At 41.3% G+C, this 26569-nt stretch carries 12 protein-coding genes and 1 pseudogene; 6 read left to right on the forward strand and 7 right to left on the reverse strand.

Annotated elements, in window-relative coordinates:
• The first annotated feature begins 21 nt into the window (after positions 1-21).
• Positions 22-903, forward strand: coding sequence for an ACP S-malonyltransferase (gene fabD, locus HWQ23_RS02500; RefSeq protein WP_292823182.1), 882 nt, complete (start codon positions 22-24; stop codon positions 901-903).
• A 135-nt stretch (positions 904-1038) separates the two neighbouring features.
• On the opposite strand, the gene HWQ23_RS02505 is transcribed toward fabD, so the two are convergent.
• Together HWQ23_RS02505 and HWQ23_RS02510 are read right to left on the reverse strand one after the other, a co-directional pair.
• Positions 1039-6822, reverse strand: a complete 5784-nt coding sequence (locus tag HWQ23_RS02505; RefSeq protein ID WP_292823183.1) for an AAA family ATPase — start codon at positions 6820-6822, stop codon at positions 1039-1041.
• A 74-nt stretch (positions 6823-6896) separates the two neighbouring features.
• A pseudogene (locus tag HWQ23_RS02510) lies at positions 6897-12346 on the reverse strand (trifunctional serine/threonine-protein kinase/ATP-binding protein/sensor histidine kinase).
• A 221-nt stretch (positions 12347-12567) separates the two neighbouring features.
• Here HWQ23_RS02510 and HWQ23_RS02515 point away from each other — a divergent pair.
• The 3 genes from HWQ23_RS02515 to HWQ23_RS02525 all read left to right on the forward strand — a co-directional run bounded on the left by HWQ23_RS02515 (position 12568) and on the right by HWQ23_RS02525 (position 14858).
• The gene (locus tag HWQ23_RS02515; protein ID WP_292823185.1) at positions 12568-13206 is read left to right on the forward strand and encodes a lysophospholipid acyltransferase family protein; all 639 of its coding nucleotides are present in this window, start codon (positions 12568-12570) and stop codon (positions 13204-13206) included.
• Between the two features lie 240 nt (positions 13207-13446).
• Entirely contained in the window at positions 13447-14484 is a 1038-nt protein-coding gene (locus tag HWQ23_RS02520; protein ID WP_292823187.1) for an AI-2E family transporter, read from the forward strand.
• A 77-nt stretch (positions 14485-14561) separates the two neighbouring features.
• A complete protein-coding gene (locus HWQ23_RS02525) occupies positions 14562-14858 on the forward strand; it encodes a DUF2288 domain-containing protein (protein WP_292823292.1) in 297 nt (98 codons plus the stop codon).
• Between the two features lie 102 nt (positions 14859-14960).
• On the opposite strand, the gene HWQ23_RS02530 is transcribed toward HWQ23_RS02525, so the two are convergent.
• From HWQ23_RS02530 to HWQ23_RS02545, 4 genes are all read right to left on the reverse strand, one after another.
• Positions 14961-16889: an ABC-F family ATP-binding cassette domain-containing protein gene (locus HWQ23_RS02530; RefSeq protein ID WP_292823189.1), complete on the reverse strand. Its 1929-nt coding sequence runs from the start codon at positions 16887-16889 to the stop codon at positions 14961-14963.
• Positions 16890-16957: 68 nt separating this feature from the next.
• Positions 16958-17374 carry a DUF1824 family protein gene (locus HWQ23_RS02535; protein ID WP_292823190.1) on the reverse strand — a complete coding sequence of 139 codons (417 nt, stop codon included), beginning with the start codon at positions 17372-17374 and terminating at the stop codon, positions 16958-16960.
• A 73-nt stretch (positions 17375-17447) separates the two neighbouring features.
• Complete coding sequence (locus HWQ23_RS02540; protein ID WP_292823192.1) at positions 17448-18305, reverse strand: prohibitin family protein; 858 nt, start codon at positions 18303-18305, stop codon at positions 17448-17450.
• Positions 18306-18562: 257 nt separating this feature from the next.
• Entirely contained in the window at positions 18563-19750 is a 1188-nt protein-coding gene (locus tag HWQ23_RS02545) for an RNA-guided endonuclease InsQ/TnpB family protein (protein ID WP_292823194.1), read from the reverse strand.
• 210 nt (positions 19751-19960) lie between these two features.
• Between HWQ23_RS02545 and HWQ23_RS02550 the strand changes: the two genes are divergently transcribed.
• Both HWQ23_RS02550 and HWQ23_RS02555 read left to right on the forward strand, forming a co-directional pair.
• Positions 19961-22336, forward strand: coding sequence for a glycoside hydrolase family 31 protein (locus HWQ23_RS02550; protein WP_292823196.1), 2376 nt, complete (start codon positions 19961-19963; stop codon positions 22334-22336).
• A gap of 161 nt (positions 22337-22497) precedes the next feature.
• Positions 22498-25626, forward strand: a complete 3129-nt coding sequence (locus HWQ23_RS02555; protein ID WP_292823198.1) for a hybrid sensor histidine kinase/response regulator — start codon at positions 22498-22500, stop codon at positions 25624-25626.
• Between the two features lie 400 nt (positions 25627-26026).
• On the opposite strand, the gene HWQ23_RS02560 is transcribed toward HWQ23_RS02555, so the two are convergent.
• Positions 26027-26509, reverse strand: coding sequence for a DUF4168 domain-containing protein (locus HWQ23_RS02560; protein ID WP_292823200.1), 483 nt, complete (start codon positions 26507-26509; stop codon positions 26027-26029).
• Positions 26510-26569: the final 60 nt, after the last annotated feature.

The following is a 26569-nucleotide window of genomic DNA, read 5'->3' on the forward strand; positions in this document are numbered from 1 at the left end:
TTCTCCAATGACTAATGACCAATGACAAAAACTGCATGGGTGTTTCCCGGACAAGGTTCCCAAGCGTTGGGAATGGGAATGGATTTATTAGATATACCCTCCGCTAAAAACAAATTTGCCCAAGCCGAGGAAATTTTAGGCTGGTCTCTAACAGAAATCTGTCAAAACGAAGAAGAAAAGCTATCACAGACGCTATACACCCAGCCAATTCTTTATGTGGTAGAAAGCATTCTTGCTGATCTTCTCCGAGAACGAGGACACCAGCCAGATTTAGTTGCTGGTCACAGTTTGGGAGAATATTCTGCCCTTTATATTGCGGGTGTCTTTGAGTGGTCGGCTGGTTTATATCTGGTGAAGCGTCGTGCGGAACTCATGGATAGTGCTGTCGGTGGGATGATGGCGGCTTTGATAAACTTTGACCGTGAACAGTTGGAAAAAGTCATTGCCCAAACGCCTGATGTTGTGCTAGCAAATGACAATAGCTCGACTCAGGTGGTAATTTCAGGCACAGCTGAGGCTGTACAAGCAGTGATGTCTCAAGTTAAAGCAAAGCGTGCTATTCCCCTAAAAGTTTCTGGAGCATTTCACTCACATTTAATAGCACCAGCAGCTGCCCAATTCCAAGAGATTCTAGAATCTGTGGAATTTCAGCCAGCTATTGTACCAGTGTTGTCTAATGTAGAACCAATTCCCTCTATTGATGCCGAGATTTTAAAGCAGCGCCTGAACAAACAAATGACTGGTTCGGTACGCTGGCGAGAAATTTCTCTGCAATTACCAGCCAACGGTATCCAGCGAGTAGTGGAAATTGGCCCTGGTAAAGTGCTAACTGGCTTGATTAAACGTAGTAGCCCTGATTTAATATTAGAAAACATCCAAAGTGCTGCTGATTTGCCTGTTTAGCTTTGCAAATATACCTGGCGATTAGAAATCGCGGCTACACAAACTCTTGTCCGCGTGCGCGGACTCTAGGAATTTGAAACCCACGGAGGTGGGTTTTGTCTTGTCAAAAAAGTAAGATGCTCCCGTTTAATTTTTTTAGAACTTCATTTCAATTACAAATTCTGTACCCTCACCCAGAACAGAGTTAAAACTCAATTTCCCACTGTGGGTTTCTTCAACAATAGACTTGGCGATCGCTAATCCTAATCCCGTCCCTTTACCCACACCTTTTGTAGTAAATAAGTAGTCAAAAATCTTTTGTTTCACCGATTCATTCATCCCCTTACCATTATCAGCGATCGCAATTTTCACACCTTGATTTTCCAGGGAGGTTTTAATTATAATTCGGTTGGGATTGGTCTTAATTTCCTCAAAACTCCGTCCCGTATTTGATTCATCCAGCGCATCAATTGCATTGGCGATAATATTCATAAATACCTGATTTAATTGTCCAGGAAAACACTCAATCTTAGGTAAATTGCCATAATTGGTAATCACTTCAATGGCTGGACGGTGTTCATTTGCTTTCAGGCGATGTTTGAGAATTAAAATCGTACTATCGATACCTTCGTGGATATTAAACGGCACTTTATAATCTTTGTCAGCACGGGAAAAAGTGCGGAGACTGGTGCTAATATTTTTGAGGCGATCGCACGCCATCACCATTGAATCAATTGCCTTGGGTAAGTCTTCTAAGCTATAATCTAAGTCGATTTCTTCGGCATGAGCGAGAATTTCATCACTCGGATTTAGCAAACTTTCTTGATATAGTTTCAAGTGTTCAACAATATCTGCAACGGTGGGTTTAGCTTGTTTGAGGCTAGCAGAAATAAAGCCTAAAGGATTATTCATTTCATGGGCTACCCCTGCAACTAAATTACCCAATGCAGACATTTTCTCACTCTGAACAATTTGTAATTGCGCTTGTTGTAAATCTTCTAAGGCTGTTCCCAGTGCTTGAGATTTTTCTATTAACGCTGACTCAGCTTGTTTGCGCTCGCTAATATTAATAGTTGTCCCGACTAGGCGATAAACTTTGCCCATCTCATCTTTTAATGGACTGAGTGTGGTTAACCACCAAGTTTTTTGGTCATTAAATGTTAGACATTCTTCATAGGTGACGGGTATTTCGGTTTGGAAACAACGCAGATATTTTTGCTCCACTGTTGCACCTTGATCATCAGCCATGATTTCTTGCGGAGTTTTACCCAGCACTTCCGAAGCAAGTATACCAGCCCCTAGTTCGCAGGATTTGCTCCATCCTGTGTACTCAAACCTACCATTATCGCGGACATCAATCACAAAGACGAGACAGCCAACACCTTCGTAAATACTACTGAGAAACTTTTCTCGCTTCTGGAGATGATTGTATAATTGGGCATTTTCCAAAGAAATCGCAGCTTGAGTGCAGAGAAAATTTATCACAGAAAGGCGATCGCTGTTAAATACCCCTTGAATCAGTTGATTTTCTAGGTAGAGAATCCCCACCAAATGCCCTTGATTAATAATCGGGGTACAAAATACACTTTGGGGTTGATGTTCCATCATATATTTCCCAATTGCTCCAAGAATATCTGTTTTGCAATTGTCTATAACAACTGTTTGTTGAGTATTCTTGACGTAATTGATAATATTGACGGGAATATCTTGACAATTGTCTATTGATTGTGTATTTACGATAGTTTGTATTTCCTCATGCTGAATAAAAGTAATTGCTCGTACTTGCCAAGTATCTTCTTGGGGAAGAATTAGTGCAGCTTTTTTTGCGCCAGAGTTCTCTAAGATAATACGCGTGAGACTGGCAATGAGTTGATCTAATTCTAGAGAACTGGAAATAGCTTGAGCCGCTTTCAGAAGAGAGGTAAAATCTAGAATATCGGAAATACTAGTACTGCCAGTGGTATTCGTGCCAGTAGATGAGGAAGTGCCACGAAAGCTAATAGTTTCTAGAGGATTGAAGTTAAGTTGTCGCTGTTGCAGAATGGGTTGCAGTAGTTGAGGATAACGTTTTTCTAAATCCTCGACTTTGGCTTTTGCTCCCCAATGGGCATAACAATAGTAAGCTTCTTGCATATATGCAACAGCGACTTTTTCTTTGCCCCAGTCGAGGTAGAACTTGGCGGCGAGTTCGTTAGCGAGGGCTTGTTCTTGGATGTAACCGTTGGCTTTGGCTCCAGCAATGGCGCGATCGTACCAATCCCCTGCTTCATACTTCTTCCCTAAGACCCGATATTTTTCGGCTTCCACCAAATCAACCTTATGCTGATAATTCACCGGGGCATAGTGCGCCCAGTGCTGTAACTGCATTTGGTTCTGTGCCACGCGCTGTAATCCTTCTGACGTCTCATCTAGCTGTTGATTCAATTGTGCCAGAGCAAGTAGAGAATCATAAAAATAAAATGCGGGTTCACTGACCAGTCCCGCACCAGCCATAAAATAGCGTCTGACCTCAATTGCGTGGTTGTTAGCTGCTTCCATTTCTCCAAACAGGAAGCAAAGCATCAGCTTATACAAATAGAAAATGTATAACCCATACCCATCATTCGCAGACCGCAGCAGGGACAGAAATTCCGTCTCTTGCAGAGCTTCCCCAGACAAAATGGTGGGATGCTCCGCCAAATTCAGCAAATTTAAAAGAGGTTGCCAATAGATTCGGCAGTAATTGGCTGATGTCAATTGGTTAAGTTGCACCAACCCATTGCAGTAAGCACGAGTCTCCTGCTCCAAGGTCGTCAGGGACTGACCGCACCAAAAAGAATAGCTACAAAAATTGTGGGCATTATGCCCAGCATAATCTAGGTTTCCTACTTCTAGTCCAGTGGCATAGCCTTCTTGCAAGAGTATTAGCGTTTCTTTAATGTGAGATTTGCGTTGTAAAATATATAGTCCCAGAATTAGCAACACTTCAGGTTTAGTCGCTTTGGCATTTAGTTTTGAGACGACCTGGAGGGCTAATTGACCAAACTGTACTGCTAAATCCACATTTTGTAAAACATTACACATAATAAGACCATAGCTACTATAGCTAGAGGCTGAAGCCAATGTGTTTCCGTACTGAATGGATAGTTTGACTGACAAGCAAATCAGTAATGGGAACAAGGGGGAACCAGAGAGGTAAGCTGCTGGCATGATGCTAGTGGCAATCTGGACAATCGCGAGTTTTTCCGCATTCGTCATCGCGCTTAGATGAACTAAATCTTCAATCTCCCTGTCTCCAATCAGTTCGCTGATCTCTTGGATTGACCGTTGAATATCACTTGGTGTGGGTGTTTCAGGAAATCTTACCCCAAGTTGTTCCAGGAGCAATTGAGCGATCGCAATGGCTTCAGTAAATTTATTCTGGGAGGAATTTGCTTGAATTCTAATATAGTAAACATTGATCTTTTCCAATAAAGAGTGCGCCTGTGAGATGACAATATTAATGAACCGTTCCATCTGTTCAAAATCGCCGCTCAAGTAAGCAACTTCAGCCCCTAATTCATGCAGGGCAAGGGTTATTTCATATTGCTGTTGCCAAGCGTTTTCTCCCAGCAATGATAATCCGGCTGCGGCATAGTCGCGAGCTGCTTGATAAGCGGTGGTGGCTCTGGCTCTACGACAGGCAATAAAGTTGAGTTGTGCTAATTCATCTCGTTCTGATTGTTGAGTAATCAGAGATGTTCCATAGTTTAATTGATTGACCAGTTCAAAAATGCGATCTTCTCTTGCTTCTGGAAAAATCTGTTGTAAAAGCAGTTGTCCGATATGATAATGGGTTGTCTGTTTTTGGTCTTCGGGAATCAGTGAATAAGCAGCTTGCTGAACGCGATCATGTGAGAATTTATATTTGGCTAATTGTTTATCGGTATTCCTATTTTCCACCACCAATTCTTCATTATCATCTCCCTGATAAAACTTGTATATTTCACTAATAGGTAAAATCAATCCTTCCTGCAATGTCTTCCACAAATAATCTGCCGTTTCTATCTCAGATTGTTCCGAAACAATTGCCAGAGTTGCTAATTCAAACTGATTCCCGATACACGCAGCTAATTGCAAGATGTTTTGAGTTGATTCTGGCAATTTCTGTAATTGCAATGCCATGAATTCAACTACATTATCTGTAATTGCTTGCTGAGTCACTTGTGAAATATCACATTCCCAACACCCTGGCTCAAAATCAAATTGAATCAGATGCTCTTGATATAATGCTTTGAGAAACTGTGTAGCGAAAAATGGATTACCTTGAGTTTTCTGAGATACTAATTTAGAAAGGGGTAATGCTAAATTTCCTGTACATTTAAGTGTATCAGCAACTAACTGATTCACTTGCCCTTGACTTAATGGTGCTAAAGTAATCGTATTAATCGTGGCTGCGGTTTTTTGGATATCATTCAAAGTCAACATTAAGGGATGTGCTGGATTGACTTCATTATCACGATAAGCACCAATTAATAAAAGATGCTTTGTCTCAGCCATTAATAACTGCATTAACTTCAACGATGCCGAATCTGCCCATTGCAAGTCATCTAAAAACATCACTAATGGATGTTCTAAGCTGGTGAAGACTTGGGTGAATTTCTGAAATAATAAATTAAATCGATTTTGTGCCGCAGTTCCTGATAATTCTGGAGATGGTGGTTGGATACCAATTATTCTTGATAATTCGGGAATTACTTCAATAATTACTTGTCCATTTTCTCCAACAGCCTCTAATATTTGGTTTTTCCATTGCTGGATTTGTGCATCACTTTCGCTTAACAGTTGCCCCATTAAATCCCGGAATGCTTCCACAAATGCACTAAAGGGAATATTGCGTTGAAATTGGTCATATTTACCTTTGATAAAATAACCGCGTTGCCGCACAATTGGTTTATGAACTTCGTTGACAACCACAGTTTTACCAATTCCCGAAAAACCTGCTACCAGCATCATTTCTGTTGCACCAAGGCTAACTCGCTCAAATGCTTGGAGTAGAGTTGATACTTCGGTTTCTCGTCCATAAAGTTTGTCGGGGATGATGAAGCGATCGCACACATCCCGTCGCCCAATTGGGAAACTCTTAATTTCACCAGTTTTTTGAAGTTGAGTTAAACAATTTTCTAAATCAAATTTAATTCCTAATGCACTTTGATAGCGGTCTTCAGCATTTTTAGCCATCAATTTCATCACGAGATCACAAAGAACTTGGGGAATCTCTTCCCTATTCCCTAAAAGTGGTGGAAGTTTTGCAATATGACAATGCACTAACTCCATCACATCGTTTGATTGAAACGGTAATTCTTCTGTTAATAATTCGTAGAAAGTTACACCTAAAGAATAAAAATCAGTGCGATAGTCAATCCCCCGATTCATTCTGCCAGTTTGTTCTGGGGAAATATAAGCGAGTGTTCCTTCTAACACATTGGGATTGATGATCGTTTGAGTTTCCCGTGGTAGTAAAGATGCAATACTAAAGTCAATTAATTTAACTTCTTTGGTTTCGGGATTAATTAGAATATTCGCGGGTTTAATATCTTTATGAATAATCCGATCGCGGTAGAGTATATCTAAGGTATTGCACAGTGCGATCGCTATCTGTAAAAACTCCGTGAGATTTCGTAGACTTTCCCCTGTTACCCATTCTTTCAGAGAAATCCCCCCAAAGTCTTCCATCACCAACGCATACCCATTTTGATACGCTTGGAGGCTGTAGGTTTGGATGATTAGGGGTGAGTTGAGATTTTTGGCAATGGTGTACTGATTGCGAAACTGCACCAATTCGCTGAAACTGGGATAAGGATTTTTCAGCAGTTTAATCACTACTTTTAAGGAGTCAGTTTCTCGATACCCACGATAAACTAGGGTTCTCGAACCATTGTATAGTTCTTCGCTGACTTGATATCCGGGAATAGTAACCATACTGCTAAATCCTGACGATTTTCATATCTAGTATTCCCAGATATCTGAAGTTATTTACCAAACAGGCCGGAAATTTATACCGGAATTTCAATGATAAATTCTGTACCCTGACCTAGAACAGAGTTAAAACTCAATTTCCCACTGTGAGTTTCTTCAACAATAGACTTGGCGATCGCTAATCCCAATCCCGTCCCTTTACCCACAACTTTTGTAGTAAATAAGTGGTCAAAAATCTTTTGTTTAACTGATTCATTCATCCCCTTACCATTATCAGCGATCGCAATTTTCACGCCTTGATTTTCCAGGGAGGTTTTAATTATAATTCGGTTGGGATTAGACTTAATTTCTCTAAAATTACGTCCCGTATTTGATTCATCCAACGCATCAATGGCATTTGCCAGAATATTCATAAATACCTGATTCAATTGTCCAGCAAAACACTCAATCTTAGGTAAATTGCCATAGTCAGTTATTACTTCAATGGCTGGACGTTGTTCGTTTGCTTTCAAACGATGTTTGAGAATTAAAATCGTACTGTCGATACCTTCGTGGATATTAAACGGCACTTTGTAATCTTTATCAGTACGGGAGAAAGTGCGGAGACTAGTGCTGATATTTTTGAGGCGATCGCACGCCATCACCATTGAATCAATTATCTTGGGTAAGTCTTCTAAGGTATAATCCAAGTCAATTTCTTGGGCATGGTCGATAATTTCATCACCTGGATTGGGGAAACTTGATTGATAGAGTTTTAAGTGTTCAACAATATCCGCAAAACTTGGTTTAGTTTGTTGAAGGCTGGCAGAAATAAATCCCAAAGGATTATTCATTTCATGGGCTACCCCTGCTACTAAGTTACCCAATGCAGACATTTTTTCACTTTGGACAATTTGTAGATGTGCTTGTTGTAAGTCTTGTAGTGCTTGCCCGGCTTGTTGATACAGTCGAGCATTTTCTAGAGATATTGCAGCTTGAGAGGACAAGAGGTTAATCACGCTGAGGCGATCGCTAGTAAATACTCCTTGAGTTAAGCTATTTTCTAGGTAGAGAATTCCTACCAAATGCCCTTGATTAATAATTGGGGTACAAAATACACTTTGGGGTTGATGTTCCATCATATATTTCCCAATTACCCCAAGAATATCTGTTTTGCAATTGTCTATAACAACTGTTTGTTGAGTATTCTTGACGTAATTGATAACTTTTACGGGAATATCTTGACAATTGTCAAGTGGTTGTTTTTCAAGTATAGTTTGTATTTGATCGTCAGCAATAAAGGTAATTGCTCGGACTTCCCAATGATCATTTTGGGGAAGTAGCAATACAGCTTTTTTCGCGCCAGAATTTTCTAAGATAATACGGGTGAGACTGGTAACAAGTGTATCTAATTCTAAAGAACTGGAAATCGCTTGAGCCGCTTTGAGGACAGAGGTAAAATCTAAGATGTCGGAAATACTGGCGCTATTTTTGTTATTAGATGATGAAGTTCCATAAAAAGCAACAGTTTCTAGGGAGTTGAGGTTGATTCGTTGCTGTTGCAGGATGGGTTGGAGTAACTGAGGATAGGTTTTTTCAAGGTGATTAATTTTGGCTAATGCTCCCCAACGGGCATAGCAGTAGTAAGCTTCTTGCATATATGCTTGAGCCACTTTTTCTTTACCCCAATCGAGGTAAAATTTAGCTGCTAGTTCGTTAGCCAAAGCTTCTTCTTGAATGTATGCGTTTTCTTTGGCTCCAGCGATTGCGTGATCATATAAATCAATTGCCTCAAATCGCTGGCCTAAGACCGAATGACGCTCTGCCTCTACTAAATCAAACTTATGCTGAAAATTCATCGGTGCAACTGTGGCTCGAACTTTTAGGTGTTTCTGATTTTCGTCAACCCTCAAGAGTAATTTTGTTTGTTCAGAGGGTTCAACTTTAGAATAGAGAGATAGACGAGCCAAAGAATCATAATAATAGAAGACAGACACAGATAGCATTCCTGCACCACCTTTGAGGTGGCGCTCTCCTTTATCTGCATTGTTAACAGCCGCTAGAGCATCATCAAATAAGTAGCTAAAAATTAACTTAATTAGGTAAAATTCATGGAGTGTAAATTCATCATTCTCTTGGAGTAGAGCAGGTATAAGTTTTTCCTCATTCCAGTATTCATCAATCAACAAATCCGAATTAGTACTAGATTGCGTGAGAGCTTCAATAGTTCGTCGAAGAATACTAACTCGAATTGAGAAAGATTGACTACTCGCAAAATTTAACTCGTAGATTTTAATTTCTTTCAGCAGTATTTCTAATTTTTCCCCACTAACTAGATAGGTATAAAAAAGCCGGAAAAATGTTGCTACAATTATATGTACAAAATCTCCAACTTCTAACCCAAAAGTATAAGATTCTTTTAATAAATTGATTGCATCTCGAACAGGTAGTTTGTTAAATTGATTAAATGCAGCTACTTTGAAGTTAGTCATACTTTGAACATATTTTGCTTCAAATTTATCTACAATTCTTAAAGCTAACTGCCCAAATTTGTAGCCTTTTTCTAATTCGTCTAATACTGCATTCAAAACAATGGCAAAGTCAGCGTATCCTGGTGCTGAGAGTGGTGCATTGCCGTATTTAAGCGATAAATTCACTTGTTCACAGGCAATGATCGGAAATAGGTGGGGAGCAGCCTGATGCACAGAGGGAGTGAGGCTGATCATAATTTTTAGGGCAACTAAAGCTTGAGGATCAGTCATCAAAGGTAGATCAATTAGGCTTTCAATCTGGCGCTCTCCCAATATTGACAATGTGTTTTCTATAGCTTGATGAATGTCGGAAGAGGTAATAGATTTAGAGAAGAATATTCCAAGCTGTTGGAGAGTTTGGCATCCAATCTCGATTGCTTTAAGCATCTGCCCTTGTACCTGATAAGACTGAAGCTGAATCTCATAAACCTTGACTTTATCTAATAGATTTTTTGCTTGTTTAATAACAACTTTAATTAGCAAATCCATCTGTTCAAATTCATTATTTAGAAAGGCTGCTTCGGCGGCAGCTTGATATAAATCTAGCGTCAAATCATTAGCATTTTCCCAGCCATCACTAATCACTAACTGAATGCCCTGATTGAAATATTGGAGAGCTGCACCATAAGCGATCGCTTCTTTGGCTTTGCGACCTGCATTAAGATTTAGTTGAGCTAACTGTTGACGTTTTGTTGGCTGGGTAATGAGTGCGATTCCACAATTTAACTGACCGACAATCTCAAAAATTCGCTCTGACTGCTGGGCTTCTGATATATTTTCTAAAAGTAATTGCCCGATTTTGAGATGGGTTAACTGTTTCTGTTCTTCTGGAATCAGATAAGAGGCCGCTTGTTGGACGCGATCATGCAAAAATTTGTATATAGCTGTCTTTTCTCCTAACCTAAAGTCAGCCACTTGCGTGTCTATATTGTTTATTATCTGGTGACTGTTTTCTAATGATGAATCCTGATAAAACTTATAAACTTCACTAGTAGGTAAAATTAATCCTTCTTGTAAAGCCTTCCATAAGCTAACTGCCGTTTCTATTTTTGATTGTTCTGAAACTATTGCCAAGGTTACTAAATCAAACTGATTGCCAATACAAGCAGCTAACTGTAAGACTTGCTGAGTGGATTCAGGTAGTCTGCGTAATTGAGTCACCATAAAGTCTACGACATCATCTGTAACCGCTTGCTGATTCACCCGTGCAATATCACATTGCCAACAGCCTAGCTCAAAATCAAATTCAATCAACTTATCTTGATATAATGCTTTCAGAAATTGGGTAGCAAAAAATGGATTCCCTTGAGTTTTCTGCGATATCAATACAGAAAGCGGTAATGCCAAATCTTCTGTACATTTAAGTGTATCAGCAATTAACTGATTTATTTGTCTTTGAGTTAATGGTGCTAAAGTAATCGTATTAGTTGTGGCTGCTGTTTTTTCGATTTCATTTAAAGTCACCATTAGTGGATGGGCTGGGCTGACTTCATTATCACGGTAAGCACCAATTAAAAAAAAAGATGACCTATATCAGTCATTAATAGCTGCATTAACTTCAGCGATGCTGAATCTGCCCATTGCAAATCATCTAAGAACATCACTAAGGGATGTTCAGTACTAGGAAAAACTTGGGTAAATTTTTGAAATAATAAGTTAAATCTATTTTGTGCCGCCGTTCCTGATAATTCTATGGCGGGTAGTTGTTGACCAATAATGCGTTCTAATTCGGGTATGACTTCAATAATTACTTGTCCATTTTCTCCAACAGCATCTAATATTTGGTTTCTCCATCGCTGAATTTGAGCATCACTTTCGGTTAACAATTGACCCATTAAATCCCGAAAAGCTTGCACAAATGCACTGAAGGGAATATTACGTTGAAATTGGTCAAATTTACCTTTGATAAAATAGCCACGTTGCCGCACAATCGGTTTATGAACTTCGTTGATAACCGCAGTTTTACCAATTCCCGAAAAACCAGCTACCAGCATCATTTCTGTCGCCCCAAGGCTGACTCTTTCAAATGCTTGGAGTAGGGTTGATACTTCTGTTTCTCTTCCATAAAGTTTGTCGGGGATAATAAAGCGATCGCACACATCCCTTTGGGCAAGTGGAAAACTCTTAATTTCACCAGTTTCTTGAAGTTGAGTTAAACAATTTTCTAAATCAAATTTAATTCCTAATGCACTTTGATAGCGGGATTCGGCATTTTTCGCCATCAGTTTCATTACGATATCACAGAGAACTTCGGGAATAGTCAAATCAACCTCACCCCAACCCTCTCTTTGGTAAGAAGAGGGTGCTTGATGCGGGTCAGGTTTATTCATATTGGGTGGAAGTTTTGCAATATGACAATGCACCAACTCCATCGCATCATTTGACTGAAAAGGTAACTCACCTGTGAGTAATTCGTAGAAAGTTACACCTAGAGAATAAAAATCAGTCCGGTAGTCAATCCCCCGATTCATTCTTCCTGTTTGTTCTGGGGAAATATAAGCGAGTGTTCCTTCTAACACATTGGGATTGATGATCGTTTGAGTTTCCCGTGGTAGTAAAGATGCAATACTAAAGTCAATTAATTTAACTTCTTTGGTTTCGGGATTAATTAGAATATTCGCGGGTTTAATATCTTTATGAATAATCCGATCGCGGTAGAGTATATCTAAGGTATTGCATAGTGCGATCGCTATCTGTAAAAACTCCGTGATATCTCGTAGACTTTCCCCTGTTACCCATTCTTTCAGAGAAATCCCGCCAAAGTCTTCCATCACCAACGCATACCCATTTTGGTAAGGTTCCAGGCTGTAGGTTTGGATGATTAGGGGTGAGTTGAGATTTCTGGTAATGGTGTACTGATTGCAAAACTGCACGAATTCGCTGAAACTCGGATAAGGATTTTTCAGCAGTTTAATCACTACTTTTAAGGAGTCAGTTTCTCGATACCCACGATAAACTAGGGTTCTCGAACCATTGTATAGTTCTTCGCTGACTTGATATCCGGGAATAGTAACCATACTGCTAAATCCTGACGATTTCCATATCTAGTATTCCCAGATGGGTAAAGGAATTCATAATTTAAAAGAATACAAAAAATAAATTATCCGATAGTAAAAAGCTCACTAAGCGTCAACTGAAATTGTCGAAATCAGTAGCTTGCGTTTCTACAGCTTTGTTAAGTTTGCTCTGGGGCTGGCGATCGCTTATGCTAAATTCAGCCTGATTTGAATTATCTTCTGTGGACAGAAACCGCGAACCGTTTATCAGTCTGGCACTTTACCACGCCTTTAAATGGTCGGTCGTCAGCCCCATGCTTCACACTTACTTTCGGGGCCAGATTTATGGTACGGAAAATGTCCCCCAATCAGGGGCGTTGCTGGTAGTGAGTAATCACGCTAGTTACTTTGACCCGCCGATTGTCTCCAACTGTGTACGTCGTCCAGTGGCGTACATGGCTAAGGAAGAGTTATTTAATATTCCCATATTGGCACAAGCGATTAAATTGTACGGCGCTTACCCGGTGAGTCGGGGAAATGCCGATCGCAATGCCATCCGTTCCGCCCTAGAATATCTTGATAACGGTTGGGCTGTCGGTGTTTTTTTGCAAGGTACCCGCACCTCAGATGGTCGAATTACAGACCCCAAAAGAGGCGCATTGCTGCTGGCGGCGAAAGCAAAAGCCCCAATATTGCCGGTAAGTGTCTGGGGTACTGAGGGGATTTTACAAAAAGGATCGTCCCTACCTCGCGCAGTTCCCATCACTGTGAGAATTGGTAACTTGATTGATGCTCCCAGTTCCACTAATAAAGAGGAATTGGAAGCGTTGACACAAAAGTGTGCCACGATAATTAATGAAATGCATGATTTAGGACGATGAGTTAGACAAGCCAGAGATATATGCTTTAGGGAGGTAGCGATGTCTACGGCGGTAAACTAAGCCCCTTAATTTCTGTATGTTTAAAGTCAACTTAGTAAATAGACATAGGCGTGAAAAAGAATTGTTTTGACGTAGCAATGCTACGTCTCTCTGCAAGGGTTCTAGATAACGCATATTTAATTTCACGCCTATGTCTAATGCTTTTAATCCAAAATCCAAAATCTAAAATCTAAAATTGATATGAGCGGCTTTGAAGCCAAAAATTTTTGGGAGCGATTAAATAATCTGGCGTTAGTCCGCTTTTTGCTTTTGCTTGCTTCTGGCTGGGCAATTGTACAACTTTTAGCTTACTTTGAAGCGGTCATTGTTATTTTTACATTTGCTGCAATTTTGGCTTTTTTACTCAGCTATCCTGTACAATGGCTGCGGCGTTTTTTGCCCCACAGTGTAGCTGTTGGTGTCGTTTTCTTGCTCAGTATTGTGATTATTGGCAGCCTGATAATTACCGTGGGCTTAACGGTTTTATCTCAAGGACAACAATTAATTGACAGTATAACTGGCTTTGTAAATTCTTTAATACCTCTATTAGAGCGACTAGAAGGGTTTTTGCGAAACCGTAATTTGCAGATAGATTTAAGTTTTCTTCAAGAACAATTACGAAACCAAGCTGTATCAACTCTTGTTACTAGTTTAGCTATTTTACAAGGGTTTATGACGAACTTTGTGACATTTGTCTTAATTGCAGTTGTGGCTTTTTTCATGCTATTAGATGGAGACAAGCTCTGGAACTTTATCATAAAGATAGTACCAAAACAGCGCCGCAATAGATTTACAAATATAATCAGACGCTCCTTTCTCGGATTTTTTAGAGGTCAGTTATTATTAAGTGCATTTCTCACAACTACGACTTTTCTAGTTTTTTTAATATTAAAAGTACCTTTTCCTTTGATATTATCAGTGATAGTCGGAATTGTTGATATCATTCCTGGCATAGGAGCAACATTAGGAGTCAGCACAGTGACTCTATTTGTGTTGTCTCAAGGTGTTTGGTTAGCATTAAAAGTGTTGATAGCTTGTATTGTCCTCCAGCAAATACAAGACAACTTGATTGCGCCCCGAATTATGCAAGATGCGCTGAATCTTAATCCTGTAGTGGTATTTTTTGCTTTGCTAGTAGGCGGTAGAGTCGCAGGATTACTAGGTGTTTTTATATCTATTCCCATCGCTGGAGTAATTGTATCTTTATTTGAAATTGATGAAATGAAATCAGAAGTTTAGTTATTAATTTTTGGTCAGGAAGTACCTTTTAGTTAATAATGTAAAAATAGCCATCTACAAATAAAGATTGGGGAATGATGTCAGATTTAAGAGCGCAATTAACAGAAATTGTGGATGAGGCAGAGTGGGAGTGGCTAATTCCTCATGTACAACGAGATGCAGTAATTTTGGTGGCACCTGAGTTAAACTTGCTGGATGTTGGAGTAGCGATCGCCAGCGATAACATACCATCAGTGCAACAGTGGATTGATGAGCAATTGATTACTAAACCGACGATAGTACAGGTGGGAGAATGGAATGGCGATCGCGACAAGCGATTTCATACCCTGATTGTCCAGCCTTACGTTTTGGTGCAGGAAATATTCGCTGCTTAATTTGTAAGCAAGATCGGCGAAAACAGAGCAACTTCACCAGACAGGACTAAGCCTCGTGCATCATTAGGAGTCGCTTTAGCCTAACACACCGGAGTTTAGACATTAAGACTCCATCTCTGCCAATTCTAACCAGCGTTCAGTCGCCAGATCAATTGCTTGCTTGAGCGATTCCACCTTTTCATAGAGTTTCTGCACTTGGCTATAATTACCGGAAGAAACATTCGCTAGTGTTTTCTCGGTTTCTGCTTTCTCAGCTTCTAACTGGGCAATTTTACCTTCCAACTGCTCAAATTCTTTTTTTTCCCAGTTGGATAACCTCCGCCGCTTTGTATTGTCTACATCTTTGGGCGAAGACGTAACATTTTGGACTTCGACATTTTTGGGCTTCTCTTTAGTATTGGCTGCTTGCTGCTGTGCTTCTTCAGCTTTTTTAAAGTCTAAATAAACTGAGTAATTACCTGGATATTGCCGGAGATTACCGCCCTCTTCAAAGGAAAATACTGTGTCGATGGTACGATCAAGAAAGTAGCGATCGTGAGAAACTACAATTACACACCCAGCAAAATCCTCTAAATAATCCTCTAATATTGCCAAGGTCTGGACATCTAAATCATTTGTCGGTTCATCTAAAATCAATACATTCGGCGCACCCATCAAAACCCGCAACAGAAATAAACGTCTTTTTTCTCCACCAGAAAGTTTATGAATTGGGGCATACTGCTGATTACCAGGAAACAGGAACCGCTCCAACATTTGGGAAGCAGTAATTTGAGTCCCATCGGTAATTTTGACAAATTCTCCTTCTTCTTTGATGTAGTCAATCACGCGCTGATTTTCGTTCATTTTTGTCAGCAATTCTTCAGAATGCTGGTCAAAATAACCAATGTGAATTGTAGTACCAATTTCCGCAATCCCCGAATCTGGCTTAACCCGCCCAGTAATCATATCCATTAAAGTGGATTTACCAGCACCATTAGCGCCGATGATGCCAATGCGGTCTTCTCGTCCAAATTCGTAGGTAAAATTATTAATCAGGGTACGTCCATCGTAGGCTTTAGAAATTTGATTTAATTCAATAACTTTTTTGCCAATGCGACGACCAACTGTAGAAATATCAACTTTACCCTGAACTTGTTTAAATTCAGTATCCCGGAGAGCATGAGCGCGGTCAATTCTAGCTTTTTGCTTAGTACTTCTAGCTTTCGGGCCTTTTTTGAGCCATTCTAACTCGCGCCGCAATACGCCTTGATGTTTACGTTGACTGCTAATAGCAGATTCTTCAGCTAAGGCTTTCTTTTCCAGGTAATACGAATAGTTACCTGTATAGGTGTAAATGTCGCCTCGGTCAATTTCAATGATTCTATTAGTAACCCTATCCAAAAAGTAGCGGTCATGAGTTATTAGAAAAAGTGCGCCGCGATAGCGATTCAAATAACTTTGCAACCATTCTACAGAAAGAGCATCAAGATGGTTTGTCGGCTCATCCATCAGCAAAACATCGGGTTCTGATAGCAATGCTGATGCTAAAGCAATACGCTTTCGATAGCCTCCAGATAAAGTGCTTATTTTGGCATCAAAGTCAGAAATTCCTAATTTTGTGAGGATGATTTTGGCATTAGTTTCTAGTTCCCAAGCACCACTCGTATCCATGCGTTGCATCACCACAGAAAGGCGAGACATCAGTTGGCTATCATCTGGATAGTGAACCAATTTATCTGAGAGTTCTTCATACTCACGCACCAAAGCCATGTGTTCGCCACTGTCAGCGAAAACTTGCTCTAAAACTGTGTGATTTTCATCTAAATCTGGCTGCTGGGGTAAGTAGATAATTTTAGAACCAGAGTTGACTAAAATTTGACCACTATCTATTGATTCTAGACCAGCGATCATTTTTAATAAGGTTGATTTACCAGAACCATTCGTACCAATTAAACCAACTTTATCCGTAGCATCGAGGCTAAAGCTAGCATCTTTTAAAATTTCCTTGATGCCAAAGTCTTTTTTTACTGATTGTAGTGTAAGAATACTCATAAGATTTAAGTCATTAATTATTTTTCATTATTCAGTAGGCAAGGCACATACCCTACCTAGATTGAATTCTATACAAATAAATCCAAGGGTAAATGTCCATACATCTCGTTGATTCCCTCTTCATCCTCAGACTGACAAGATACTAATACACCACGATGATGTCCAGCATAAGAATCGAGATAACACAAGCCATTTTTACCATTTAATTTGATATAAACTGGCCCTTCAGGTGTAAGTAAATTGTCTGGTGGTTCATAACCCAAAGCCAGAGAATAAGTTTTCATAGCCAGTATTCCTTCTTCTGCTGTATCAGCACAAATTCCTAAAATTTGGTAATCAGCAAGCTTGGTGAGCAAAATTAAGGCACTACGAACTACAATTTTTTCTGATGGGTTAAGAATAGGCGCAATGTCTAGACAGTTGAATTTCTTCAGTATTTTTTTTGCTTCTTCGTCGGTGAGATTTTGAGGATTGGGGGTTGACATAAACTTCAATTATTATCTTTTTGGTTTTTCTTTTGTGTTTTAGTTGGAACTAGCCAAACTTACTAAGTATTATTTACTCGAATTCAGGTTGATTTTGGACATTCCCAAGGTTGAACATGAAGGGGACGCCGCTTTTTGAGTCACCACCCATAACAAGGACTTTTGGCATCTGAGCGCCGCCACTCTTCCAAGCTTCAATTGCTTCTTTTTGTAGAACCAACTGCCCTCCTTGGGCTTTGAGTGTCTCTGCTAAGAGCCTTTGAGATTCTGCTTTACCTTTGGCGCGATTCACATCTGCTTGTGCTTCTTGTTCAGCTTCCCGTGCTACATAAACGGCTCTTTGCGCCCTCTGTTCAGCAATTTGTTTTTCTTCGACTGCTTTGGCAAATTCTGGTGAGAACGCTAAGTCAACTACGCTAGTATCTAACACAATTATCCCATATTTGTCTAAGCGATCGCCTAACGCATTATCAAAGTCTTCTTTCAATTCACTTCTTTTGGTAATTGCTTCTTCTACTGTTCTTCTGGCTGCTGCAATTTTAAATGCTTCTTGTGTCTGAGGTGCAATGATTTTTGATACAATATTTTCTAAGGTTCCTTGTTTCCTTCTAACTTCAACTACCTTTATCGGGTCGAGGCGAAAGTTAATCGCAAATCTCGCAGATAAATTTTGCAAATCCTTAGTCGAACTCTCTGCTGGCACTTCAAATTTTTGCACTGTCAAATCATACACATCTATCACTGTGATAAAAGGCGGTTTTAGGTGAATACCTTCTAATAAAGCGCCATCTCTAGCTTTACCCAAGATGCTGATCACTCCTGCTTGTCCAGGATTAATAATGATAAAGGAATTTAGTCCGAGAATCACTAGTATTGCTAATACAATTCCTAAAACTGTGGTTTGCCAATTTCCCAATTGCTGATTTTTCAAATTCCTCTCTCCAGATGAGTGATGAGTACTGTTAGCGGATAGCTAGGGTTTAGCCCGTGCTGAGTTAGGAGTTAAAAGAAGAGACGCGATTAATCGCGTCTGTACAAGAGACGCGATTAATTGCGTCTGTACAAGAGTTAGGAGTTAGGAGTGATTATTCTGCTTCTTGTTTCCATTCCCCAGTCCTAAGTAATAATAGTACGGATAAATCTGAGAGTATTGACACTCCCACGACTTGAAGCCGTGGGATTCTTGGTTCACCGAGCCGACTTGTCTGAACCTGTTGCCAGATTCAAATAGAGGTCGTTCTCTCCCCAAGCGCTGATCCCGGTGTGCCCCACCGTACTTAATCCCTTCGCTAAAATATTCAGCGCTGCATTCTCATCCCGGTCTAAAACAGTCCGGCAATGTGGGCATTGATGAGTTCTGGTTGACAAAGTTTTTGTCACCACCAGACCACAATTAGAGCAGTTTTGGCTTGTCCACTGGGGAGCAACAGCAATAGTTATTTTGCCGTACACCTTACCAAAATACTCTAACCAAAGCCGGAACAAATACCAGGAAGCGTCACTGATACTTTTAGCTAATTTCTGGTTTCTAACCATGTTCTGCACTTGCAAGTTTTCATAGGCAACCAAATCGTTAGACTGGATTACGCACCTTGCTAACTTCACAGCAAAGTCTTTACGCTGCCTACTCACTTTTAAATGCTTTGTTGCTAGTTTATTCCTAGCTTTTTTGTAGTTGCTAGATTGAATCTGCCCTTTACGGAATTTATTGTAAACTCGTTTTTGCAAGCGTTTTAACGCTTTCTGGGACTTTCTTAGAACAAGAGGGTTTTCTACCTTGTTCCCGTCAGAATCAGTGTAGAAATGATTTAACCCCGCATCCAATCCAACTACTTTTTTGCTTGGATGTACCTTGATTTCACGCTCTACGGCGATGCAGAATTGGGCATAATAGCCATCAGCGCGTTTAACCAAGCGGACACGCTTAATGTCTTTGACTTGGTAAAAATGTAAGTCGTAGGTTCCAACTAATTTAAGTTTCCCAATTTCAAACCCGTCTGTCAGAGTTAAGTACTTCCTGTCCTCTGATAACTTCCATCCTGTGGTTTTGTATTCTACAGAATGTCCACGCTTTTTGAATTTTGGAAAACCCTTTTTGCCTGAAATCTTTTTCTTGCAATTATCGTAGAATCGAGAAATTGCAGACCAAGCTTTATCAGCCGATGCCTGCCTTGCCATTGAGTTGAGCTTACCCGCCCACTCAAAATTAGCGGACAACACCTTGCAATAAGCACTTAGATCGTACTTACCAATTTTTAGATTATCTAGCCAATAACGAACACAAGAATTTCGGACAAACAAAGCAGTTCTGATAGCTTGATCAATCAGATTAAACTGTTCTTGTTTGCCCTTTAACTTGAATTCGTAGACTAGCAAATCACCGCCTCTTACGCTCTACTACCAGCATAACATATTGAAGATGGTTTTAGCTAAATGGGGCAGCGGATGCAAGGCGCTTCTCTTCTCTACCTTGGGCTGCGCCAACCAGACGTGAAATATTTTTGGGATTTCAGGATTTTACTGATCGGCTTTCTGCTTCAATAGCTGTAATCATGGATGCAAAGAAGTGCTAAAGGGCTAAATAATATGCCGCAATATTTCGGAAAACTACCCACTACTAGCCAAGCTTGGACAACTGTTAGCAATGTAAAAGCTGTAACCTGGGACAATATTATTATTAATTTTGACTGTGGCAACTCACGCCTTACCATCAGCGTACTTGCTCCCAATTTAATCCGCGTGCGTTTCGCACCAACTGGGGAATTTATGCCCCGCCGTTCTTGGGCAGTGACGTTAGATGATGCAGAATGGGCTACAACACCTTTTGCGGTGCGGGAAACTGAAGCAACGATAGAAATTGAAACAGCACAGATTCGTGTGTGCGTCCAGAGGGAAAAGTGCCGCATCACCTGTTTTGACAAAGCTAATCGTCCCTTTGCCCAAGATGCAGAGATGGGGATGGGTTGGCGGATGGGCGCAGTTGCAGGGTGGAAGCAAATTGCAGCCGACGAACATTTTTATGGCTTTGGTGAACGCACAGGCTGGCTGGATAAACTCAGCGAGGTCAAAACCAACTGGACAACGGATGCTTTAGATTATGATGCACTTACTGATGAAATGTACCAAGCAATTCCATTTTTTATGGTTTTGCGCCCTGAGGTAAGCTATGGCATCTTTTTCAACACCACTTTTTGGAGTCAGTTTGATATCGGTGCTGAACAACCAGGTATTTGGAAGATGGAAACTCGCGGTGATGAATTGGATTATTACATTATCTACGGCCCCGAACCTGCCCAAATCTTGGAGACTTACACTCAGCTAACTGGGAGAATGCCATTACCGCCAAAATGGGCGTTAGGTTATCATCAATGTCGCTGGAGTTACGATTCAGAAACCGTTGTGCGGGAACTGGCAAAGGAATTTCGCCAACGCCGCATTCCTTGCGATGTTATCCACTTGGATATTGACTATATGCAGGGCTATCGAGTATTTACTTGGAGTCCTCAACGCTTTCCCAACCCAGCAAAACTGATTAGTGATTTAGCAGAGGATGGTTTTAAAACAGTCACAATCATTGATCCTGGTGTGAAGTATGAACCAGAAGCCAATTATGATGTTTTTGACCAAGGAATAGAAAACGACTATTTTGTGCGTAAAGCTGATGGTGCGTTGTTCCACGGCTACGTTTGGCCTGAGAAAGCTGTTTTTCCTGACTTTTTACGTCCTGATGTGTGTAATTGGTGGGCTGATTTACACAAAAGCTTAACTGATATCGGTGTGGCAGGAATTTGGAATGATATGAATGAACCTGCCATAAACGATCGCCCTTTCGGCGATGATGGTGAAAAGATTTGGTTTCCGCTAGATGCACCGCAGGGCGGAGAGGAGGAAAACTCTCAATCCAAAATCCCAAATCTAAAATCTAAAATTGATGTGACTCATGTAGAAGTGCATAATTTGTATGGGTTGATGATGGCTAAAGCTTGTTATCAAGGGTTGCAACGGCATCGAAGCTCAGAGCGATCATTTGTGTTAACGCGATCGGGTTATGCTGGTGTGCAGCGCTGGTCTTCTGTGTGGATGGGGGATAACCAATCGTTGTGGGAGCATTTAGAAATGTCTCTGCCGATGCTTTGCAATATGGGACTTTCGGGTGTGGCGTTTGTGGGTTGCGATATTGGCGGGTTTGCTGGTAACGCCACAGCTGAATTATTCGCTCGGTGGATGCAGGTAGGAATGCTTTACCCATTGATGCGCGGTCACTCGGCAATGTCTACTGCTCGTCATGAACCTTGGGTATTTGGCGATCGCGTTGAAAATATCTGTCGAGAATACATTAATCTACGTTACCAACTACTTCCTTATATTTATACTCTTTTCTGGGAAGCGGCAACAACGGGCGCACCGATTTTAAGACCACTATTGTACCACTTCCCCAACGATCCGAAAACCTATAGCCTCTACGATCAAGTATTGCTAGGTGCGTCGCTGATGGCTGCACCAATTTACCGCCCTGGAGTTGAGCATCGATCTGTCTATTTACCTGCCGGCACTTGGTATGATTGGTGGAGTGGCGATCGCTATCAAGGCCCGATTCACATTCTTGCTCATGCACCACTCGAAAGAATGCCACTGTATGTTCGTAGTGGTGCGATCGTTCCCATGCAACCTGTCAGGCAATACGTTGATCAAGCCCCACTCGACGAGATCCGATTACGCATTTGGCCTGGGAATAACGAATATCAACTATTTGAAGATGATGGACACACAAACGAGTATCAAGATCAAAAGTTTTCCTTAGCAACTATCAGCGTATTTATTGAGTCTAATCAAACAGTAGTTGAAATTGGAGCGAGAATCGGAGAATGGACACCTCCACCGCGTGAAGTGATTGTAGAACTTGTTGGTGTTGGAGAGCAACGTTTCCCAGATGATGGTAAGCGACATACTCTGCAATTCTGAACCACCTTTGTGGTGATTCTCAATTCTGTTAGAAAAAGTATGCATAAGGATAGATGAAAATCAAGTCAAGGAGTAACATAAAATACAAATAAGCTCAATAGTTCAATCGTAAGAAATACGGAACTTTACTACGCTAGATAGATGCGGTTAGAGAACACTAAATGTTAAATATTAACCGCTTGCGGCTGCAAGATAGATATATTCCGACAAATTCACTTGTGGCAAAAGTTGCAGGTGCGATCGCTGTTTTTGTTGGCAGCTTGGTACTAGTTGGCTGGTGCTTTGGCATTGAAGTTCTTAAGCGCGGCTTCCCTGGTAGTCCTGCCACAATGAAAGTCAATACAGCGCTATGTTTTGTCCTGTGTGGTATGTCGCTGTGGCTATTTTTAAAAGCACAGAGGAGTAGGGGGGAAAGAACAATTGAAAATTCCCCCCATAGTTCGCTTCTAATTTCTAGAGTCTGTGGAATAGCTGTCACCACAATTGCTGCGCTTACACTCTGTGAATATCTATTTGGCTGGAATCTCGGCATTGACGAGCTACTGTTTCGTGATTCGCCAACTAGTATAGGGACATTGCATCCGGGGCGAATGGGCGCGAACACAGCACTGAACTTTATGCTGGTCAGCGTCGCCCTACAGATTTTGATTCATCCAAAAACCCACCGCAGTTATTGGTATGCCCAGATTATCGCTGGGATCGCGACTTTAATTTCCTTTCAGGCGCTGATGGGCTATGCCTATAAAGTGAAAGTTCTCTATGGAGTTGCCCCTTATACAACATCAATGGCGTTACATACGGCGGTGTTGTTCCTCTTATTAAGTATCGGCATTCTGTGGGCACAGGCAGAAGAGGGGTTAATGAGGGTAGTTACAAGTGATACTGACGGCGGCTTACTTGCACGTCATTTATTAATTGCCGCGATCACAGTACCTTTTGGATTAGGGTGGATTATTGTTGAAGGTCAACGGGCAGGACAATACGATTCGGCGTTTGCAGTATCAGTGTTTGCGATCGTCCTGATTGTGATTTTTACTATTTTGATTTGGCAAAGTGCCAGGGCAGAGCAAGCACTCCTAAATCAGCAAAAATGGCTAGAGGATGTGTTAAATCTGATGCCAAGACCGTTGCTATTTATTGAACCAGGAACGGCGCGGGTAACTTTTGCCAATCGCTCTGCTAACGAATTAGCTGGGGGCGAATTTCCCAAAGGTGTACCAGCCACAGAGTATCACACAGTTTACCACTACACAGATGCGGCTGGCGATCGCATCCCCAATCAGCAAATGCCAGGAGTGCGGGTTGCCCTTGGGGAACGCCTGAATGGATTGGAGGTAGACTGGCACACTCCCGGTGGTGTGCGCTCTCTATTAGTATTTGCTGATACCCTGCCAGCAATGCACGGTCATCCGGCTACCTGTATCTTGGTCTTCCAAGAAATTAGCAACCTCAAGCAGGCACAAAAAGCCCTCTCGTTAGGTTACAAAAGGCTAAAGCTACTATTCGACACAGCTAACGATTTACTATCGAGCCAGCAACCAGTAGTACTAATCGATAGCGTCTACCGAAAACTAACAGACCAAATTGCTTTAGATATTTACTTTAACTATTTGGTTGAGGATAACTCTCAGGTAATGCGGTTGAGGTCTTACAGTGGCATTTCCCAGGAGATGGCAAAGGAAATTGAATGTTTGGCAGCTGGTGAAGGGGTTTGTGGTAGTGTAGCGCAGAAACGCCATCCCATAGCTGTAGAGAATGTGCAGCAATCAACTGACCCGCAAACAGAATTGATTCGCTCTTTAGGGATTACTGCTTATTATGCATACCCATTGATTGCCCAAGGACAGCTGTTGGGTACTCTTTCTTTTGGCAGCCGCACTCTGTTAAGCTTCACCGAGAATCAATTGGGGATGATGCAAGCAGTATGCGACCAAATAGCGATCGCAATGGAACGGGCTAGTTTAATTGCTTCTCTGCAACAACAAACAGAGCAGTTACAAGAGGCCAACCGGATGAAAGATGAGTTTCTGGGGATATTGTCTCACGAATTGCGATCGCCCCTGAATGCCATCCTTGGCTGGGCGCAATTACTGCAAAGAAGTAAGCTCAGTGAAACCCTAATGGCTAGGGCTGTGGAGACAATTGAGCGCAACGCGAAAGCGCAAACCCAGCTAATTGAAGACTTGCTGGATATATCGCGGATGATTAGAGGTAAGTTACGCCTGAATGTCGGTACTTGCAATTTGGTTTTGATGATTGAGTCAGCTATTGAGACTGTTAGGCTAGCCGCCCAGTGTAAGGAAATCGATTTAAGATTTTCCCTCATTCCCTCAAAAGAAACGCGAAATGCGCCACCGGAGATACTGCCCGTGGTGACTTTCGCGCCAAATTCAGATTTAAGATTAAGAATCAATCACGAAAACCTAGAATCAAGAGAAGCACAATCCCAAACCAATCAATACTCAGAGTCCAGCAAGCTTGGCGAAAATTCTCAATTCTTAGTTTCCGGTGATTTCGAGCGCTTGCAACAAATCATCTGGAATCTGCTATCCAATGCCATCAAATTCACACCCGTAGGAGGACGGGTAGAGGTGCAATTGTCACTAGCCAGTGAGCAAGAAGCCCAAATTCAGGTGATTGACACAGGTATTGGTATCAGCCCTGATTTTCTTCCTTACGTCTTCCATCGCTTTCGTCAAGCTGATAGTTCTAACACTAGATTGTATGGTGGATTAGGACTAGGATTAGCGATCGTCAGTCATTTAGTAGAATTACATGGCGGTACTGTCCACGTAAATAGTCCAGGTAAAGAACAAGGAGCGACGTTTACAGTCAAAATACCACTTCTGAAGAGTCAACCCTTTTGCCCTTGTGCCCCTTTGCCCCTCTCTCCCCCTCTTCCCCTCTCCCTGTTTGGCGTGCGCGTGCTGGTTGTAGATCACCAAGCCGATACCCGTGAATTTATGATCACAGTACTCCAACAGTGCCAAGCGGAAGTTCAGGCTGTAGCATCAGTTGAAGAAGCATTGCAGATAATTATACAGTGGAAACCAGATGTTTTAGTCAGCGACATCGGTATGCCCCAGGAGGATGGTTATTCTTTGATCCGCAAACTGCGATCGCAACCACCAGAATTAGGGGGTAATATTCCCGCCGCCGCGTTAACAGCTTATGCTAGGGCAGAGGATCGGATGCGAGCTATACAAGAAGGTTATCAGCTGCATTTACCTAAGCCTATTGAAGCAGCTGAGTTAGCTACAGTAGTCGCCAGCCTTGTTGGAAGGACTTAGAGGCAATAGGGAATGGGGAGTGGGGAGTGGGGAGTGGGAAATAAAAATTAAATTTTGCCCCATCCCCTCGTATATTTTTATTATAAATAATTATCGTAAATTAAAGGGTTTAAGACTCCAACCATTAGAGGTAGCGCTCCCTTTCTCCCTACAGCCCTTCTCAAGACAGGAGACGCTGTTGCGCGTTCGGGCATCCTACGGCAGGCGCTAGCCACGCGCGTGAGGGAGTGCTTGGGAGACGCTGCTTGGCAACGGTGGCTTGGCCTCCACTCAGTTTCAGTCGGAGTTTAAATAAGAGTCTGTTCGCGAATAGCGTGCCGTAGGCAAAATGTCTTTAATGGAAGAATGCGTGAATGCGTGAATGCATGAATTGTTATTGTGTATTGGGGCGATGTTTTAACTACCGAGACTCAGGAGTTTGTTGCAGGCGTAATAAACTATCGTAAACCTGCCGTTTTAACATATTGTTATTTTGTAGTTCTATAGTAATTTTGTTGAACTGATCAAAGCTCAAACCATTATCTTCGACAATTTTTTGAGCGCGAGTACAGTAATTCACTGCGATATCTTGAGCCTTCTTTGGAAGACCATTTATGCTGCCAGAATCGTTACAAACAATCTTGGGAATTTCTCCATTGCCAATAAGTTTTTTAATTTCTCCAAAGGCATTTTGACGTGCTGGCTCCATTGCTAGCACGGCTTGAGCGTAGCTGTCGATTTCAGTATTGTTAACTATTGGTGATGGAGTTTGACCATAAGCTTTTGAACCCAATGAAAAAGCGTTGGAAATCACTCCCGCAGTAGCGATCGCGCCGAAAAAGAATGATTGGGAAAGGATTCGCTTTCGGCTATATCGGGAAAATAAATCGGAAATTTTCTTCATATAGTGTGTGGCACAGAACTACATCAGGCATATTATAAGGACTTTGAATTATTTTCGGAG

The sequence above is a fragment of the Nostoc sp. JL33 genome, from assembly GCF_017114985.1.
GTDB lineage: Bacteria > Cyanobacteriota > Cyanobacteriia > Cyanobacteriales > Nostocaceae > Nostoc.

Excerpts from the sequence above, each read along its gene's own strand:
- fabD (WP_292823182.1), top strand. The coding sequence starts at position 22 with ATGACAAAAACTGCATGGGTGTTTCCCGGACAAGGTTCCCAAGCGTTG.
- HWQ23_RS02505 (WP_292823183.1), bottom strand. The coding sequence starts at position 6,822 with ATGGTTACTATTCCCGGATATCAAGTCAGCGAAGAACTATACAATGGT.
- HWQ23_RS02520 (WP_292823187.1), top strand. The coding sequence starts at position 13,447 with ATGAGCGGCTTTGAAGCCAAAAATTTTTGGGAGCGATTAAATAATCTG.
- HWQ23_RS02525 (WP_292823292.1), top strand. The coding sequence starts at position 14,562 with ATGTCAGATTTAAGAGCGCAATTAACAGAAATTGTGGATGAGGCAGAG.
- HWQ23_RS02530 (WP_292823189.1), bottom strand. The coding sequence starts at position 16,889 with ATGAGTATTCTTACACTACAATCAGTAAAAAAAGACTTTGGCATCAAG.
- HWQ23_RS02535 (WP_292823190.1), bottom strand. The coding sequence starts at position 17,374 with ATGTCAACCCCCAATCCTCAAAATCTCACCGACGAAGAAGCAAAAAAA.
- HWQ23_RS02550 (WP_292823196.1), top strand. The coding sequence starts at position 19,961 with ATGCCGCAATATTTCGGAAAACTACCCACTACTAGCCAAGCTTGGACA.
- HWQ23_RS02555 (WP_292823198.1), top strand. The coding sequence starts at position 22,498 with ATGTTAAATATTAACCGCTTGCGGCTGCAAGATAGATATATTCCGACA.
- HWQ23_RS02560 (WP_292823200.1), bottom strand. The coding sequence starts at position 26,509 with ATGAAGAAAATTTCCGATTTATTTTCCCGATATAGCCGAAAGCGAATC.